This is a genomic window from Polaromonas sp. CG_23.6 (assembly GCF_029892315.1).
Classification (GTDB): Bacteria; Pseudomonadota; Gammaproteobacteria; order Burkholderiales; family Burkholderiaceae_C; genus Polaromonas.
Window position 1 is genome coordinate 440,792 of record NZ_JARXUY010000001.1, and the last position, 17,026, is coordinate 457,817.

A 17,026-nucleotide genomic window follows, 5' to 3' on the forward strand; every position below is an offset into this window, starting at 1 on the left:
GGACGCGAAAGCACAGGCAACAACCTGCTTTATGCGTGCGCGATGACTGGCTGCGCCTGAGACCAGGCCTGCTCGGCAACCTGCGCCAGCCAGACCTGCAGCTGGCCTGAATCGATCGGCTTGGCAAAGTGAAAGTTGAAGCCCGCCGCAAAGGCGGCCTGCTTGTCCCGGGGCTGGCTGTAGCCGGTGACAGCCGCCATGACCGCTGTCTGCATGCCGGGAATCAGGCGCAGCTGGCGCGCCAGCGTGTAGCCATCCATGTCCGGCAGGCCAATGTCGAGCAGACACAGGTGCGGCAACACCCGGCGCGCGCATTCGATTGCAGCAGCAGGATGGAACTGCACGAAAACTTCATGCCCGAGCAGTTCGATGAACATTCCCAGCATGCGCGCCGCATCGACGTTGTCATCGACCACCAGAATGCGCAGCGGGTTGCCTGTAAGGCCGTAAGCCCCATCGCCAGGCTCGTCCCCACGCTTTTCGTCATGTTGCGTCAGGCGCGGCAGAACCATCGTCACTTCGCTGCCCATGCCGATTCCAGCGCTTTGCGCCTTGACATATCCGTCATGCATCTGCATCAGGCTGCGGACCAACGCAAGGCCTATGCCCAGCCCCCCCTGGGAGCGGTCGGAGCTTCTTTCGCCCTGGGTGAACAGCTCGAAGGCAACGTCGAGCAATTCGCTGGACATGCCAATGCCGTTGTCACGCACACGCAACGTCAGGTGGTCCTCGTCCGCCACCAGTTGCAGGTCAATCCGGCCGCCGCTGGGCGTGTACCGGATGGCGTTGCCGAGCACGTTGGCCAACACCTGGACCAGACGCAGCCTGTCACCCATCACTTGGGTACTTTCCGGTGACAGCTGGATCTCAAGATGGTGCGCCTTGGCCTCCAGCAAGGGGCGGATCTGCTCCAGCGCTTCGTTGGCGATGGTTTTCAGGTCTGCCGGTTGCAGGTCCAGCGTCACCTTGCCCCGGGTGACGCGGGAGACGTCCAGCAGATCGTCGATCAGGCGGGTCATGTGCCGGGCCTGGCGCGAAATCACTTCGCTCAGCTGCCATACGCTGGCTTGATCCAGCGTGCCCCGGGACAGCAGGTCTGCGGCGGTTGCAATCGGCGCCAGCGGATTCCTGAGCTCATGGGCCAGCATGGCCAGAAACTCGTCCTTGAGCCGGTCGGCATGCTGCAAGCCCTGCTGCGCCAGCTTCTGCTCGTGAATGTCGGTGCAGGTTCCTATCCAGCGGATGATCATGCCCTGCGCGTCGCGCATCGGCCGGGCACGGCCCAGAACCCAACGGTACTGACCCGAATGGTGACGCAGCCGGTATTCAATCTCATAAAACTCACCGGTGGACAAACAGTGGCGCCATTTGTCCATCGCCAGTTGCCGGTCTTCGGCATGGAACAACTCCTTCCACTCTTCGCCATCGGTGCTGCCCTGCGTGACGCCAGTGTAGTCATACCATTGCTGGTTGTAATAGTCGTGAAAGCCATCCGGCTGCGTACCCCAGAGGATCTGCGGTATGGCATTGGCGATGGTGTGGTACTTGGAGGCCGTTTGAAGCAAATTGTCGTCGGCGCGGGCATGTTCGGTGACGTCATTGCCCTCGATAAAAACCCCGCGGATGATCCCGTCGGGACCGGTGATGGGCTGAAAAATGAAATCAACGAAACGCCGCTCCAGCCGGCTCTTGCCATACTGCGAAAAAATCACCGGCATCCGCGTCCCGATAAAGGGCTTGCCGGTGGCATACACCTCATCGAGCAGCGCGGCATAGTCCTGGCCCTCCACTTTGTGGCCAATCTCCCCAAAGGTCTTGCCGACGATCTGGTCGCGACCGACCAGCCGCAGATAAGCATGGTTGGCCATCTCATAAACATGGCCGGGCTCGCGCACCACCGCCATGAAGCTGGGCGCCTGTTCAAACATGCTGTAGAGCCACTGGGTTTCGCTCCGGCGGGATTTTTCAGTGGGGACCTTGGCGGTAGTTTCTACCAACGCGCAGTACAGCCCGGCTACCCTGCCGTCGGGACCATCGACCGGCACAGGCGAAAAGCCGATTTCCACCTGCCCGTCGACGCCATTGCGGCGCAGCGCCAAAAGTGCGCTCTCCGGAGGTGCATCCTCCCCGGCAAGGGTCCGATTGACCCGCCACGCGATGTCGGGGTCTGCTTGGGTCCACACTTCATACAGGGGCAGGCCCATCGCTGCCAGATGTTCTTGTCCCAGGATTTCCAGGCAGGCGTCGTTGTACAGCAGGCACAGCGCAGGCCCCCAGGCCACAAAGACAGGCGTTGTGGAACGCAACATAAGGCTGACAACCGTCTGGAGCGCTTGCGGCCACGTGTCCGGATGACCAAGCGGCGAGCGGGCCCAGTCATGGCGGCGCATCAGTTTCCCCGCTGTGCCGCCGTCCATCAAAAATCTGGAAATTGCTTTTAGTTCTTGAGCCAAAATTTGATTTTTTCAACTAAATTAATAATGTTACCTGCGATGCATGCTAATCGAACAGGACGGTATGGTCGAGCGCATGCTGTCGCAGACGCTTCAAAAAAGCATCTTTGGCCACTTATTGCATTCTTGGAAAACCAGCGATTAAAACCGCGAAGCAGCCAAATTTTCCCATTGCACAGAAATTCAAGGTTAAAAAAAGCAAGTTCGGGTGTCGGATCGGTGGCCGCACTGCCGCTTCAACACCCTGTTCCCTGATACCGTCCGCCGTGCAACACGGTTGCAGAAAAAAGCTGGTTATCCTGGATTCATGACTTCGCTGCACATGCGCGCCACGGACCTGGCGTGCCAGGCTGAAAAGCAGGCGCCATGGTTGGTGCGCCATGGCCAGAACACTGGCCATGGCGCACGCGATGCGTTCCAATGAAACCTGATTCTTTTTCCCGGACCTTCGCCATGCCGCTTCGCGCTGCCCTTCCTGCCCTTTTTGCCGCATTGCTGTTCGGCGCGAGCACGCCGCTGGCCAAACTGCTGGCTGGCAACATGCCACCGCTGTTGCTGGCCGGTCTGCTCTACCTGGGCAGCGGCTTTGGCCTGGGCGCGCTGCTCATTTTGAGGCGCCTGCGCGAGCGCCATGGCGGCCAGCCCGTCACCCATCTGCATATTTCACGCGCCGAGCAACCCTGGCTGCTGGGCGCCATCGTGGCCGGCGGCATGCTGGCGCCTGCGCTTTTCATGCTTGGCCTGGCGCAAACCAGCGCCGCGTCGGCGTCGCTGCTGCTGAACCTGGAAGGCGTGCTGACGGCGGTTGTGGCCTGGCTGGCCTTTCGAGAAAACGCCGACCGCCGCGTTGTCTTGGGCATGGCAGCCATCGCATTCGGCGGCGTGCTGCTGTCGTGGCAACCGGGCGGCGCCAGCTTTTCGCCTGGCGCCTTGCTGATCGCCGGTGCCTGCCTGGGCTGGGCACTGGACAACAACCTGACGCGCAGGGTGTCCAGCAACGACGCCCTGCTGGTGGCCTGCCTCAAAGGCTTGCTTGCCGGCGTGACCAATACGGCCATCGCGCTGTATGCCGGTGCGGCCCTGCCAGGCATGGCGCAACTGGGCTTTGCAGGACTGGTGGGCTTCCTGGGCTACGGGCTGAGTCTGAGCCTGTTTGTCGTGGCGCTCAGGACGCTGGGAACGGCGCGAACCGGCGCGTATTTTTCGGTGGCGCCCCTTTTCGGTGTGATGATTTCGCTGGCCCTCTGGCCCGACATGCCGGGCGGGCTGTTCTGGGCGGCGGCCGCGCTGATGGGGCTGGGCGTCTGGCTGCACCTGAGCGAACGGCATGCGCACCAACACACGCACGAAGTGCTTCAGCACAGCCACCCGCACCGGCACGACGCGCACCACCAGCATGCACATGACTTTGCCTGGGACGGCACCTCACCGCATGCGCATCCACACCAGCATGCGCCGCTGGCGCACACGCACGCGCATTACCCGGACATTCACCACCGGCATCCGCATTGACATGATGCGGCGGCACGCAAGCCGCTGTCGGCCAGGCTTATTTCACGCCGTGCCTGGCCTGCCACTTTTTCATGAAGGCAACTTCCTGCTTTTGCGACTTGATGATGTCGCGGGCCATCTTGCGCAGCTCGGGGTCCTTGCCGTACTTCAGTTGCACCTCGGCCATGTGCACCGCGCCTTCGTGGTGCGGAAGCATGTGCGCCACGAAATCCTTGTCGGCATCGCCACTGTAAGGGCGGCTCATGTCCTTCATCATCTTTTCCCCGCCTTGCTGGAAGGCGCGGGTTGCGTCAGAAGCCTGGGCATCGGTGGCGTGGTTCATGCCCGTATGCGCTGCCGGCATGGGCGCAGCAGGCTGCGCCTGGGCAGTGAAGGCTGCAGTGGACAAGGCCATGGCGCTGAGCGCACAGGCCAGGGTTCGGTGAAAGCAGAAATTCTTCATGAAAAGCTCCTTGAATAGGGATCAAACTGGCTGCATACCAGTGCATGCTGGCGCTATCGTGAAGCTTCCCACCGGGGGAAGGTCAAGCGCTTTTTTCCATGAAAAGATGGCCTTCTGGAACGGTGCCAATTTCTTACGTCTGGGCAGCGGATTTTTTGCTAGTGTTGGGCTCGCCTTAGCCATGCAAACCCAGCCACACTCATTCAACCCGTCCCGTGCGATTTCGGCAGAATCAGCAAGACCTGCCTGCGCCGCACGGGCAGCCGGAACCCCATGACACCCTCTGCCCCTGTTCCGCTTCCGGAAGAAATCGAACTCAAGCTGGCCTTGCCCACCGCCGACCCGCAGGGCCTGGCCGGGCGGCTGGCGCGCACGCCGCTGCTGGCGCGCCGCAAACCCACGCGGAAGCCGCTGCACAACGTCTACTACGACACACCCGGGCACGACCTGTACGAGGAGCGGGTGGCGCTGCGCCTGCGCCGCGTGGGCAGCAGCACCGATCCGCAGTGGCGGCAAACGCTGAAAATGGGCGGCCGCAGCGACTCGGCCCTGAGCCATCGCGGCGAATGGGAAGTGCCGCTGGCCGGCGCCGAGCTGTCGCGGGAAGCCCTGGAGGCCACGCCCTGGCCCGAGTTCGACCCGGACGGCAGCCGGTTTGATGCGCTTTCCCCCTGCCTGGTCACCGCATTCGAACGCACCTCCTGGTCGGTGCGCCGGCGCGGCGGCAGCGTGGTGGAGGTGGCGCTGGACATCGGCCAGATTGTTGCGGGCGACCAGTGCGCGCCGCTGTGCGAGCTGGAACTCGAACTCGTGGCCGGAGAGCCGTCGGCGCTGTTCGAGGTCGCGCAGCAGATTGCCCGCAGCGTGGCGGTGCTGCCGCTGAACGTCAGCAAGGGCGAGCGCGGCTACGCGCTGCTGCAGGACCGCCTGATGCAGCCGCTGCGCGCCCGGTCGCCGGTGCTGGCCGAGGGCATGACACTGCCACTGGCGGCGCAAAGCGTGCTGCGTGAAATGTTTTGCCAGTTCACCAGCAACCTCAACCTGCTGGGACAGACCGACGATCCGGAAGTGCTGCACCAGGCGCGCGTCGGCTGGCGGCGCTTCAAAAGCGCCGTTCGGCTTTTCAAACCCGGGCTGGCGACCGGGCAATTGCCCGACTGGCAGTTGCTGGCGCCGCTGCTGGCCTTCATTGGCGAACTGCGCGACATCGACGTGGCCCGAATCGACACCCTGCCGGCGCTGGCAGACGCCTACTGCGCAGGCAATGTGCAGCGGGCAGAAAAATGGCAGGCGATGTTGCAAATCCTGTCGAATGCCGCCGGGCTGCAACGCCAATCGATTGCGCAGGCGCTTGAGGTGCCGGCGGTGGGTGCTGCGCTGCTGGCCATCACGCAATGGCTGGAAAACCTGCCAAAGCAACAAGGGCCGGCCGATCATGACACTGACACGTCCAAGCGGCCCCTGCGCCGATGGGCCCGCCAGCGCATCCGGCGGCTGCACCGCAAACTGGAGCGTGCGCTGGCCGACAGCGACCACCCGGAAAGCCTGCACCGCGCCCGCCTTCTGGCCAAACGGCTGCGCTACGCCATTGAGGCGCTGCAGCCGCTGCTGTCCAGACGGCAAATCAAACGCTGGCTGCCGCAGGCCATCCAGCTTCAGACCGACATAGGCAGCGCCCGCGATTTGCATCAGGCCAGCGTGCTGGCGGCCCGGCTGGAGATCGACCCCGGGCTGGCCGAATTCCTGCGCGGCGTTGTCGCCGGGCAGCCAGCGCCGCGTTGAGGCGACAGCGCTTCAGCCAGGCTGCGCGAGCCGCTGCTGCGCAAAACCGACATACCAGTCCAGGCAGTGCGGGTTGGCCATCGCGTCGCGGTTCAGCACTTTTTCCAGCGGCTGGCCGAGCAGCAGCTTTTTGATGGGCAACTCCTGCTTCTTGCCCGACAAGGTGCGCGGGACTTCAGCCACCTGAAAGATGTCGTCGGGCACGAAGCGCGGGCTCAGCGCGGTCCTGACGGCGTGGTTCAGCCGGGCCCGCATGGCGTCGTCGAGCACCGCGCCGCCCCCCAGCACCACGAACAGCGGCATGTAGCTGGGGCGGCCCAGGTATTCCAGGTCCACCACCAGCGAGTCGAGCACTTCGGGCAGCGCCTCGATGGCGCTGTACAGCTCGCTGGTGCCCATGCGCAGGCCGTGGCGGTTGATGGTCGCGTCCGAGCGGCCGTAGATCACGCAGCCGCCCTCGACACCAGGGTCGATCTTCAGCCAGTCGCCATGGCGCCAGACCGCGCCCATTTCCGGCCCCGCATCGCCGCCGCCGGGCTGGCGGCCGTGGCCCGGCGGGTACATGTCGAAGTAGCTGGCCAGCAGGCGCGCGCCGCTGTCGTCGCCCCAGAGGTACAGCGGCATGGACGGAATTGGCTGGGTGCAGACCAGTTCACCGACCTCGCCGATGACCGGCTGGCCGTTGTCGTTCCAGGCCTCGACGCACGCGCCGAGCATGCGGCACTGCATTTTTCCGGGTGTCTGGGGCAGTTCGCGGTTGCCGCCGATGAAAGCGCCGGCAAAGTCGGTGCCGCCCGAGATGTTGCACCACCAGATGTCGTCCACGCCGGCAACGGCCATGAAGGACGAACCCCATTGCTGAACCTCGGCGCTCAAGGGCGAGCCGGTCGAGCCCAGCGCCCGGATGCGGCGCAGGTCGCCGCAGGCTGGGGGGGTGATGCCGGCTTTCATGCAACTGGCGTAAAACGCCGCGCCCGCGCCAAAAAAGGTCACGCCGGTGTCGGCCGCGAAGCGCCAGAGCGTGGTCCAGTAGGGCCGGTCCTTGGCGCCTCCGGGGTTGCCGTCGAAGATCACGCAGGTCGTGCCGCCCAGCAACCCGGCCAGTTGTGCGTTCCACATCACCCAGCCGGTCGAGCTGTACCAGTGGTAGCGCTCGCCAAAGGAATTGGACTGGTAACTGCAGCCGACGTCGTTGTGCAGTGTGCCAAGCTGCATCTGCACCAGCACCATGCCGCCATGGCCGTGAACAATGGGTTTCGGCAGGCCGGTGGTGCCGCTGGAATACACGATCCACAGCGGATGGTCAAACCCCAGCCAGAGCGGCTCGAACGCATCGGTTTCATCGTCATTTCGGGCTGTAGCGCTTGTCCAGCCTGCACAACCAGCTACTGAAACCATAGCATCCAGGTTGCCCAGCAGCAATGTGTGGCGCACGCTGGGCAGCGCCTGGCGCAGCTCGGCCAGCACGCCCAGGCGGTCATGGTCACGCCCGCCGTGCGTCACGCCGTCGCAGGCAATCAGCACCGTGGGCGCGATTTGCCGGAAGCGGTCGAGCACTGCGTGCGTGCCCATGTCAGGCGCGCACACGCTCCACACGCCGCCGATGCTGACCGTCGCCAGGAACGCCACCAGGGTTTCAGGAATGTTCGGCAGATACGCCGCCACCCGGTCGCCAGGCTGCACGCCCTGCGCCTGCAGGTGCAGCGCCAGCGACGCCACCTGGCGGCGCAGCTCGGGCCAGCTCAGTTCGCGCCGCTGGCTTTTTTCGTTGCTGCTGATGACGGCCGGCAAACCGGCAGCATGGGCCGCATCGACATGGCGCAGCACCTGCCGCGCATAGTTGACCTGCGCGCCGGGAAACCAGCAGGCGCCAGGCATCGCGTTTTTGTCCAATGCCGCGCTGTGCGGTGTGGGCGACTGCAAATCAAAGTAGTCCCAGATGCTTTGCCAGAATGCGTCCAGCTCGGTGGTCGACCAGCGCCAGAGCGCGTCGTAGCTTTCAAACACCAGGCCATGCCGGTCGCGCAGCCAGTCCTGGTAAAGGCGGATTTGCGGAATTTGAGGGGGCGCTGTGGGGGTCTCGTTCATGCCTGGGGTCTCCGTGCGGATGATGAACGGCCAGCGTAGCAGCGTCGGGCAGGCCTTGCTGTCGCCAGACGTACCCTTGGGTTCAGAACGCTGGGTTTCTTCGCAGGCAGGGGCGTAAGTTCCGCCGCAGGCCGGAAAGTGTTCAACCCATCAATGCAGCAAGTGCCCGAATTGCGGCAGGATCAGCCGACGCAGTGATTGCGCCATCGCATGCCACCCGGCAAGCGTCAAAAAAACAAAATCCGTGCGACGCTTTCGAAGCGGCGACGTGTCAATGCACTTCCTTGAGCGATTCCAAGTCCACATCGCCAGACTGGCTGGTGAAGCGCAGGCTGGCGCCCTGGCCGGCTTGCGACTGGCTCACCCCGGAAATGCGGTGCTCGCCAGTGTCGTATTGCTTGACTTTCCCGCCCTGCTCCAACACCAGCCGATGCTGGCCGGGAAAGAAGGCGTAGCGCACGCCGTTCTGGCGCCCACTGCTGGAAGGATTGGAAAGCCCCTTCGGCCACCAGCTGGAATCAGGTCCGTCCATCGGCTTCATGGGTTCCATTGGCTTCATGGGCTTCATCGGTTCCACGCTCAGTAATCCCTGCGGTTTTTTCCGCGGCGCATCAGCAGCGCAGCCAGCAGCGCGCCGGCGGCAACACCAATGGCTACCGCCTTCAAAGGCTCATCGGCAATGCGGCGGGCAGTGGTTTCCTGAAAATCGGAGGCCTTGGACTTGAAGTCGCCAAGCTTTTCACCTGCCACGCCGCTTGCCGACTTGGCATAGCTTCGGGCGGTGTTCCAGGCGTCGCCAGCGATCGCCTTGGCATCTCCCGCCAAACCCTTGGCGGTGTTCAAGGCATCGCGGCCCGTGGTTTTTGCGTCCTCGACGGCAGGGCGCAAAGCCTGCACCGTGCTGGTGGCATTGGCTTTTGCTTCGCCGGCCAGCTGTCCCGCTGCGTCGGCGGCTTTCTGGCCGGTTTTACTGGCCTCGTCAGCAATTTGCGAGGAAGTCTTGTTGTAGTCGTTCATGGCGGTCCTTTGAATCGTGTTGGCAACAGCGCCAGTCACCATTTAACTATCGTTGCGCCGCCAGGCGTGTGGGTCGTCATACCCTTGCCCTGTAGGCTGAGGATTTGCCAACCCTGCGAAAACGGCGTACGCAGCCGCTTTTGAGGGGCATGCAAATGCCGAGCTGGCTGCACTGGCACACCATGGACAAGCGCATTCATTGGCATGCTGGATTGTCAAAAATGCTAGCTGCCAGCGCCCGCCTATCATGCGCAAACAGCTTTTTTTACTTGAAATTTTTCGTTGCGCAGCAGTATTTCGTCAGCGGTAAAGAGCAGCGCAGTTCAGGAGCGCTGAAAAAGCCGCAGCACGGTATTTTCAGACTCTTGCCGTGGTCTGGCGCAAGCGGGATGGTCGGGTTCAGCTATTTTTTCAATCGCCTCAAACGGGTAAGACCCGGCCGTCCACCAGCGCGACGATCCGGTCGCAGCCGGCCGCCAGACGCGGGTCGTGCGTGACTATCAGGCAAGCGCTGCCGTGGTCGTGGTTGAACTCGCGCAACAGGGCGAACACCTCGTCGGCAGACACGGTGTCGAGGTTGCCTGTGGGCTCGTCGGCCAGGATCAGGCGCGGCCGCAGCGACAGCGCACGGGCAATCGCCACGCGCTGCTGCATGCCGCCCGACAGCTCGCCGGGCCGCTTGTATTCGGCGCCCTTGAGGCCGACGCGCGCCAGCAGTTCGCGCGCATTGGCTTGCGCTTCAAGCGTGGCGGTGCCGTGGGCAATGATCGACGGCATCAGCACGTTTTCCAGCGCGGTAAAGGCCGGCAGCAGGTGGTGGAACTGGAACACGAAGCCAATGGTCGCGCCGCGCAGCTTTGTCAGCCCCGCGTCGTCGAGCGACAGCGTGGGCTGACCGGCAATTTCCAGCGTGCCCGACGTGGGCCGCTCCAGCAGCCCGATGATGTTGAGCAGCGTGCTCTTGCCCGAACCCGACGGCCCCTTGAGCGCGACGAACTCGGCAGGCTGCAGGCTCAAGCTGATGCCGTGCAGCACCTCGGTTTCAACGTCCGTGCCGACGTTGTAGCTGCGGTGAATGTCGCTCAGGCGGAGGATGGGACGGGACGGGGTGTTCATGCGACTTGTATTGTGAACCGCAAGGATTGGCAGGCGCTGTGGCCTGTCTGGCACCGGCTCAAACGCCCCGCTGCGGTGATGAAAAAGGAGCGGCAAGCGCTGGCGAAAATACCAACGGCTGCAGGCTGACTCCGACTTGTGACGACGCCACGTCATGCGCCTGATTTCCTTGGCTTGTGCCAAGGATAGGGTATCCCCCTAGAATCGGCGCATGAACTTTTCCCTCCCCTCGGCAACTTTTCATATGTGGCATCTGCTGACCCGGCTTGGCGAAGCGCAAATCCTTATTCCGGCAGCGGCCATCACGCTGCTGGTGCTGTTTGCGCAAGCGCCCACCCGCCGGCTGGCGCTGAGCTGGATGGCGCTCATCGTGACCGCTGCCTTCATCACGACCGCCAGCAAGGTGGCGTTCATGGGCTGGGGTATTGGATGGGCAGCCGTCAACTTCACAGGTGTCTCGGGACATGCCATGTTTGCGGCAGCCATTTACCCCCTGCTGTTGGTCACCTTCCTGTCGGCGCCATTGCGCGGCGACCATCGGCTGCCTGCCGCACTGGGCTTTGCGCTGGCGCTGATTGTGGGCGTGAGCCGCGTTAAAGTGGGCGCGCATTCATGGTCCGAGGTGTTCGCCGGCTGGGCTGTAGGCGGCGCCGTGTGCATGGTAGCGCTGGCGATGTGCCAGAAATCAACCTTGCGTATCAAACCCATCGTGCCGGTGGTTTTGCTGGCCTGGATGGCGATCATGCCGTTTCAGCTGCATGCCTCGCCCACCCATTCCCTGGTCATCCGACTGGCCTTGGCCATGTCCGGAAACGACAGGCCATTCGAGCGCAGCGACCTGCTGTGCCGCACCTGCCGCCCAAGCGCCCTGCCGACCCGCGGCGCCTGACAACGGCGAGCCCCCTGGAAAACTTCAGCGCCAGTGCCTTGTGGCGCAGGCAATGATCGCGCCGGACAGGAATATCGCCGAATCGATCTCTTTCCTGCGCTGTTGCAAAGTCCCTGACAAGGCGCCATGCACGTCATCAGGGTGCTTCTGAAAGAAGCGGAATGGCCTTGCGGCCCAGCGGCTCGTCTTCAAAGAAAACAAGCACCGTGGGCGGCTTGGCACCTTTCCAGCGCGGCTGGTCGATGACCCACTTCTGGACAAATTCACTGACCGTTTGCCGGGCTGATTCGCGTTGCAGCAGCAGATGCTGTGGCGACGCCGCTTTCTCTTCGAGTCTGAGGGTAATGGACTGTTGCAGCGCCTCGATGGCAGCCGTTCCGGTGACGGGCGACCAGAGGCCGCTTGAAAAAGACGCCAGCTTTCCCGTGTCGATGGCCACGGGCAGCGAAGGCCGAACCGGGGGTGCGACGACGATGAGCGTGCGGCCCGAAATGCGGAAGTCCCAAGCTCTGGCCAGGGGGATGTGGTAACGATAAACCGCCGGAACCCTGATCTGGGCCACGGTCTTGCCAACCGGAACGCCAAGAACAGTGTGGCCCGTCGTCGAGTCAAACCGCTCTTCTGCGGTGATGGCGCTGACCTCCAGGAGTCCCCCGGGCGTTTGCATGACCACCAGATCTTGCGTGGTGTGGGAGGTGTTGACGGCGTCCGGCGCAAACCACAGGCGGTAAGCGAAAAACGAGTTCAGCCCCAGGCTGGCAGCGATGAAAACGGCAACGATGGGTTTCATGGGGTGCAGGAGGTAGGTGTTTTGCTGGGATTGATGTCCAGGCATCAGCCATGCTGTGCGGCTGTATTGCGCAGCATCAGGCGGAGGCCGGCTGGCGTCGCACTTTGCAGCGCGGCAAAGGCCGGTAGCCCATGGTGCAACGGCAACATGCCAATGGTGCAACGGCAACACGCCAATGGTGCAGTTGCAGTGAATGTCGGCGAGGCCCCATCAGCTTGCACTTTCATGCCCGGATCGCCTGTACCGGGTCCATCCGCGCTGCACTTCTGGCCGGAATCGCCGCCGCCGCCAGTCCCACCCCGCAGGCCACCACCGACGCCAGCAGCACCAGCATCGGGTCGAGCTGCGGCGAAAACAGCGAGCCGCCGTCGGGGCTTTTGAAGACGTGCGAAAACACCACCAGCAGGCCGAAGGCCAGGGCCGACCCCAGCACCGAGCCGGCCAGCCCGACCAGCCCGCCCTGCAGCAAGAACACCGTCATGATGCGCCGCCGTCCCGTGCCCATGGCCCGCAGGATGCCGATTTCACGCTGCTTTTGCACCACGCTGACCACCAGCACGCTGGAAATGCCGAGCGCCACGATGATGATGACAAAGCTGCGGATCAGGTTGTTGGACACCGTCTGGTTCGACAAGGCGTTCAAAAGCCCTGAATTGGTCTGCATCCAGCTGTCCACCGTCAGGCCGGTCTGGGCGCGCAAGGCATCGGCCACCTGGTTGGCGCCGAACAGGTCTTTCACCGTGACATCGATGTTCGACACGCCGCCGGGCAAGTCCAGCAGCGTCTGCCCCAGCTTCAGGGTGACGAACACCCAGCGCCGGTTCAAGTCGCGGTTGCCCATGTCAAAGAGGCCGGTGATGTCCAGCGTTTCGCTGCGGCCGCCGGCGCTGGTCACGCGCAGCTTGTCGCCGACGGTGACGCCCAGGTCGCTGGCCAGGTCAACGCCGATCAGCGTGTTGCTGCCGGTCACATCGAAGCGGCCACGCGTCATGTAGTTGTCCATCTTCACCACGCGGCGGTAGGCGTCAGGCTGCACGCCGAGCAGCGCCACGCTTTTGTTGCTGTTGCCGCGTGACGCAAAGGCCGGGCCGCTGACCACCGGCGACACGGCCAGCACGCCGGGTGTGGCGGCGGCCAGGCCGGCCATGCGCTCCCACTGGTCGACCGAGCGCAAACGCTGGTCGCGCGGCTGCACCACGGCGGCCACGGCGCGGTCGGCGCTGGGTGCGAGCACGCGCTGCGTGACTTCTTCCAGCGGGCGAATCACCACATGCGCCTGCGAGCCCAATACGCGGTCAATGATGGTCGATTGCAGCTGGTTGATCAACTGGGTCAAAAAAATGATGACCGCGACGCCGCCGGTCACCCCGGCCAGGATCAGCACGCTTTGCATGCGCCCTTCGCGCAAAAAGCGCAGCGCCACCAGCAGCTCGAACGGCATCCAGCGGGTCCAGGAACTCAGGGCGGGGCGGTGTCGGGCAGTGGCCATGGTTGACGTTTGCGACTTAACGTGAAATGAAGGAAGGCGTTTCCATGCCCTTGACCGGCGCGGCCACCGGGCCGGGCCGCACGCGGTCGCCGGCAACGGCTTTTTCGGTCTGCGCAATGACCGCGTCGCCTTCTTTCAATCCTTCGGTGATTTCCACCGAACCGATGCCGCGCAGGCCCAGCTTGACCGGCAGGCGCACCGCCATGCCGTCCTGCAGTGCCAGCACCCAGGGCGCTTCGCGGTCGGCGTCGCGCACGGCGCCTGAGGGCAGCACCAGCGCATCTTGTTTCACGCCGCCGACCATTTCGACAGACACCGTCATGTCGGGCCGCAAAAACGCCGGTGCATTCGGCACGGCCAGACGCACTTCGACCGTGCCGCGCTGCGGATCGATGGCCGGGGCAATGTAGTTGAGCTGCGCGTCGAAGGACTGGCCGGGATAGGCGTCGGCCACCGCCCTGGCGGCCATGCCCAGTGTGATGAGGCGCAGGTTTTTTTCATCGACATTGGCGTCGATGCGGGTGCCGCCCTGCGCGGCCAGCGTGAGCAATACATGGCCGGGCTGCGCCATGGAGCCGGGCTCGGCGCTGCGCGTCAGCACGATTGCATCGACCGGGCTGGTGATGCGCAGCCGTGCCAGCCGCGCCTCGGCCACGCCGACCGCCGCCAGCGCCTGGTCGATGCGCGACGCGGCCAGGGTGCGCTCGATGCCGTTGGGCTGGTTGGCCTGTGCCTGCACCCGCGCCGATTGCAACGCGCTTTGGGCCGTGTCCAGCGCGCGCCGGGCGTCGTCGAGCTTTTGCTGCGAAAAGAAACCCTGCGCCACCAGATCGCGTGCGCGCTGGTGTTCGCGCCCGGCGGCGGTGAATGCCGCTTCGGCCTGCACCACCGCCTGGCTGGCGACCGGCGCGGCGACCGTGGCCTGCTGGGTGGCGCGGCCGCGTGCTTCCAGCAGAGAAGCCCTGGCCTGCTGCAATGCCGCGCGGGCTTCGGCATCCGACAGGCGCAACAACACGTCGCCCGCCTTGACGCGGTCGCCTTCGCGCACGCGCACTTCCAGCACCGTGGCGGTCACTTCAGCCCCAATGTCCAGGCGCGCCGGCGCATTCAGCCGTCCGGTGGCAACCACCGACTGCACGATGCCGGTACGCGCCACAGGCACCAGCTGCACGGGTGTGCCGCGCCGGCTGACCAACAGCGCTGCGCCAGCCACAGCCAGAACCAGCAAGGCAGCGACGCCCCATTTGACGAGAGGTTTCATAGCCTGCGAGCGTAGCAGTTGAATGGTTTTGCAACTCTGTGCAAGGTCAACGTTTGTCAACCTTTCAGGGTGCGTCAACTGGACGTTGGCAGGCTTGTACGCGACATGGCATTTCCATGCCCTCCACCGCCTGAACCTGGCGTCTTGAATGCGCGCATGCTGGCGCACGTCCGCCGGTTTCTTCGCCCTGCACTTGTCCGGTAGCGCGAAGCGTGGCAAATTGCCTTTAGCATTGCCCCACTTACAAACGGGAGCAATCAATGGGCATGCTGGACTGGACGGAAAAAAGCAGCGCGGTGCTGGGGCAAGGCGGCGTCATCGGGCCCGACGAACGGCTGCCCTGGCCGCAGACGGCGCTGATGGGCGTGCAGCACGTCATTGCCATGTTCGGCTCGACCGTGCTGGCGCCGCTGCTGATGGGGTTTGACCCGAACATCGCCATCCTGATGAGCGGCATCGGCACGCTGATCTTTTTCGTCATCACCAACGGCAAGGTGCCCAGCTACCTCGGGTCGAGCTTTGCCTTCATCGGCGTGGTGATTGCAGCCACGGGTTACGCCGGCAACGGGCCGAACGCCAACATCGGCGTGGCGCTGGGCGGCATCATCGCCTGCGGCGCGGTGTATGCGGGCATTGGCGCGCTGGTGCAGCTGGTGGGCACGCGCTGGATCGAGCGGCTCATGCCGCCCGTCGTCACCGGCGCGGTGGTGGCGGTGATTGGGCTGAACCTGGCGAGCATCCCGATCAAGAACATGGCAGCCAGCAACTTCGATTCGTGGATGCAGGTGGTCACCTTCGTCAGCGTGGCGCTGGTGGCGGTGATGGCGCGTGGCATGCTGCAGCGCTTGCTGATCCTGATTGGCCTGATCATGTCGTCGCTGATCTATGCGCTGCTGACCAACGGCATGGGCCTGGGCAAGCCCATCGCCCTGTCGGGCATCGCCAATGCCGACTGGTTCGGCCTGCCGGGCTTTGCCGCGCCGGTGTTCAGCGCCAATGCCATGCTGCTGATCGTTCCGGTGGTGGTGATTCTGGTGGCCGAAAACCTGGGCCACATCAAGGCGGTGACGGCCATGACCGGCAAGAACCTGGACGTGTACATGGGCCGCGCCTTCATCGGCGACGGCATTGCCACCATGGTGTCAGGCAGCGCGGGCGGCACCGGTGTGACCACCTATGCCGAAAACATCGGCGTGATGGCAGCCACCCGGATCTACTCGACGGCGGTGTTCGTCTTTGCGGCGCTGATTGCCCTGTTGCTGGGCTTCAGCCCCAAGTTCGGCGCACTGATCCAGGCGATTCCGCTGCCGGTGATGGGCGGCGTGAGCATCGTCGTGTTCGGCCTGATCGCCGTGGCCGGCGCCCGGATCTGGGTGGTGAACCAGGTCGATTTTTCGGACAACAAGAACCTGCTGGTCGCTGCCATCACGCTGGTGCTGGGCACCGGCGACTTCACGCTGAAGTTTGGCCAGTTTGCGCTGGGCGGCATTGGCACCGCGACCTTTGGCGCGATCCTGCTTTACGCGCTGCTGGACCGCAGGAAATAGCCCCGGCAGACGGCTCCGGATTGGCGCGGGTCAGCACCGGCGAATAACGCCATTTATACTGTTGAAAAAGGCTTTTGCGCAAGCTGGATATGCACAAACAGCTATGAATACCGTAGCAAAATTGTGACGGTTCCCGCAGGCCGCATTTGCCGGTGAAACCGGGTTGCGTTCTAGCGGGCAGCCGAGCCCTGGCCCGGACGGTGTTTGGCCTTGAATTGGCCCTGCGTCTGGTCAAGCGCTGCCTGGGCACAAGCCAGTTGATCCTCCAGTTCGGCGCGCAGCCTGATTTCCTCCTTCAGCGCCAGGTTGACCTGCGCCAAATCGTCAGCCGACTGCTGGATGCGGTTTTCAAGTTCCTCGGTGCGCTCGATGGCCTGGGCGACTTCGCCGGTTTGCAGGTGCGCCGGGACTTCCTGTGTCAGCACCGCATTGACGACGCACAGTTCGGCGGCCGACTGTTCGACGGCTTCCTGAATGGCCTCGTTCTGGTCCAGCGCGTGCTCCAGCGCGGTAGGATGGATGGCGTTCTGGGCTTGTGACATGGTCGCGTGCGTGGGATAGGAGGGAAAGGAATTGTGAAGCTTAGCAGAAACGCACCCAAAAATGCCGTTTTCAGGCCCTTCACGCCCTTCAGGGCCGG

The 17,026-nt window shown here is 63.9% G+C and carries 14 protein-coding genes; 4 read left to right on the forward strand and 10 right to left on the reverse strand.

Going from position 1 to position 17,026, the window contains the following annotated elements:
• Positions 1-29: 29 nt before the first annotated feature.
• Positions 30-2,309 (reverse strand): PAS domain-containing protein, encoded by a 2,280-nt coding sequence (locus H4V98_RS02180; RefSeq protein ID WP_196862631.1) that lies wholly within the window; start codon positions 2,307-2,309, stop codon positions 30-32.
• A gap of 597 nt (positions 2,310-2,906) precedes the next feature.
• Between H4V98_RS02180 and H4V98_RS02185 the strand changes: the two genes are divergently transcribed.
• Positions 2,907-3,965, forward strand: a complete 1,059-nt coding sequence (locus H4V98_RS02185; RefSeq protein WP_196862630.1) for a DMT family transporter — start codon at positions 2,907-2,909, stop codon at positions 3,963-3,965.
• Between the two features lie 37 nt (positions 3,966-4,002).
• On the opposite strand, the gene H4V98_RS02190 is transcribed toward H4V98_RS02185, so the two are convergent.
• The gene (locus H4V98_RS02190; protein ID WP_196862629.1) at positions 4,003-4,407 is read right to left on the reverse strand and encodes a DUF305 domain-containing protein; all 405 of its coding nucleotides are present in this window, start codon (positions 4,405-4,407) and stop codon (positions 4,003-4,005) included.
• 273 nt (positions 4,408-4,680) lie between these two features.
• Between H4V98_RS02190 and H4V98_RS02195 the strand changes: the two genes are divergently transcribed.
• Complete coding sequence (locus H4V98_RS02195) at positions 4,681-6,189, forward strand: CYTH and CHAD domain-containing protein (protein ID WP_196862628.1); 1,509 nt, start codon at positions 4,681-4,683, stop codon at positions 6,187-6,189.
• Positions 6,190-6,201: 12 nt separating this feature from the next.
• On the opposite strand, the gene H4V98_RS02200 is transcribed toward H4V98_RS02195, so the two are convergent.
• The 4 genes from H4V98_RS02200 to H4V98_RS02215 form a co-directional block, all read right to left on the reverse strand.
• Positions 6,202-8,277 carry an acetoacetate--CoA ligase gene (locus H4V98_RS02200; protein WP_196862627.1) on the reverse strand — a complete coding sequence of 692 codons (2,076 nt, stop codon included), beginning with the start codon at positions 8,275-8,277 and terminating at the stop codon, positions 6,202-6,204.
• Between the two features lie 271 nt (positions 8,278-8,548).
• Positions 8,549-8,836 carry a hypothetical protein gene (locus tag H4V98_RS02205; RefSeq protein ID WP_231374623.1) on the reverse strand — a complete coding sequence of 96 codons (288 nt, stop codon included), beginning with the start codon at positions 8,834-8,836 and terminating at the stop codon, positions 8,549-8,551.
• Positions 8,837-8,856: 20 nt separating this feature from the next.
• Positions 8,857-9,294: a hypothetical protein gene (locus H4V98_RS02210; protein WP_196862625.1), complete on the reverse strand. Its 438-nt coding sequence runs from the start codon at positions 9,292-9,294 to the stop codon at positions 8,857-8,859.
• Between the two features lie 420 nt (positions 9,295-9,714).
• Positions 9,715-10,410, reverse strand: a complete 696-nt coding sequence (locus H4V98_RS02215; RefSeq protein ID WP_196862624.1) for an ABC transporter ATP-binding protein — start codon at positions 10,408-10,410, stop codon at positions 9,715-9,717.
• Between the two features lie 211 nt (positions 10,411-10,621).
• On the opposite strand from H4V98_RS02215, the gene H4V98_RS02220 reads away from it, so the two are divergent.
• On the forward strand, positions 10,622-11,299 hold the full coding sequence (locus tag H4V98_RS02220; protein WP_196862623.1) for a phosphatase PAP2 family protein: 678 nt from the start codon (positions 10,622-10,624) through the stop codon (positions 11,297-11,299).
• Positions 11,300-11,435: 136 nt separating this feature from the next.
• Here H4V98_RS02220 and H4V98_RS02225 read toward each other — a convergent pair whose 3' ends face one another.
• The 3 genes from H4V98_RS02225 to H4V98_RS02235 form a co-directional block, all read right to left on the reverse strand.
• Positions 11,436-12,089: a hypothetical protein gene (locus tag H4V98_RS02225; protein WP_196862622.1), complete on the reverse strand. Its 654-nt coding sequence runs from the start codon at positions 12,087-12,089 to the stop codon at positions 11,436-11,438.
• Positions 12,090-12,312: 223 nt separating this feature from the next.
• Positions 12,313-13,578, reverse strand: a complete 1,266-nt coding sequence (locus tag H4V98_RS02230) for an FtsX-like permease family protein (RefSeq protein ID WP_196862621.1) — start codon at positions 13,576-13,578, stop codon at positions 12,313-12,315.
• A 16-nt stretch (positions 13,579-13,594) separates the two neighbouring features.
• Positions 13,595-14,839: an efflux RND transporter periplasmic adaptor subunit gene (locus H4V98_RS02235; protein WP_196862620.1), complete on the reverse strand. Its 1,245-nt coding sequence runs from the start codon at positions 14,837-14,839 to the stop codon at positions 13,595-13,597.
• Between the two features lie 260 nt (positions 14,840-15,099).
• Here H4V98_RS02235 and H4V98_RS02240 point away from each other — a divergent pair, with 260 nt between their 5' ends.
• Positions 15,100-16,386, forward strand: coding sequence for a solute carrier family 23 protein (locus H4V98_RS02240; RefSeq protein ID WP_196862619.1), 1,287 nt, complete (start codon positions 15,100-15,102; stop codon positions 16,384-16,386).
• A gap of 170 nt (positions 16,387-16,556) precedes the next feature.
• Here H4V98_RS02240 and H4V98_RS02245 read toward each other — a convergent pair whose 3' ends face one another.
• The gene (locus H4V98_RS02245) at positions 16,557-16,928 is read right to left on the reverse strand and encodes a hypothetical protein (protein ID WP_196862618.1); all 372 of its coding nucleotides are present in this window, start codon (positions 16,926-16,928) and stop codon (positions 16,557-16,559) included.
• Positions 16,929-17,026: the final 98 nt, after the last annotated feature.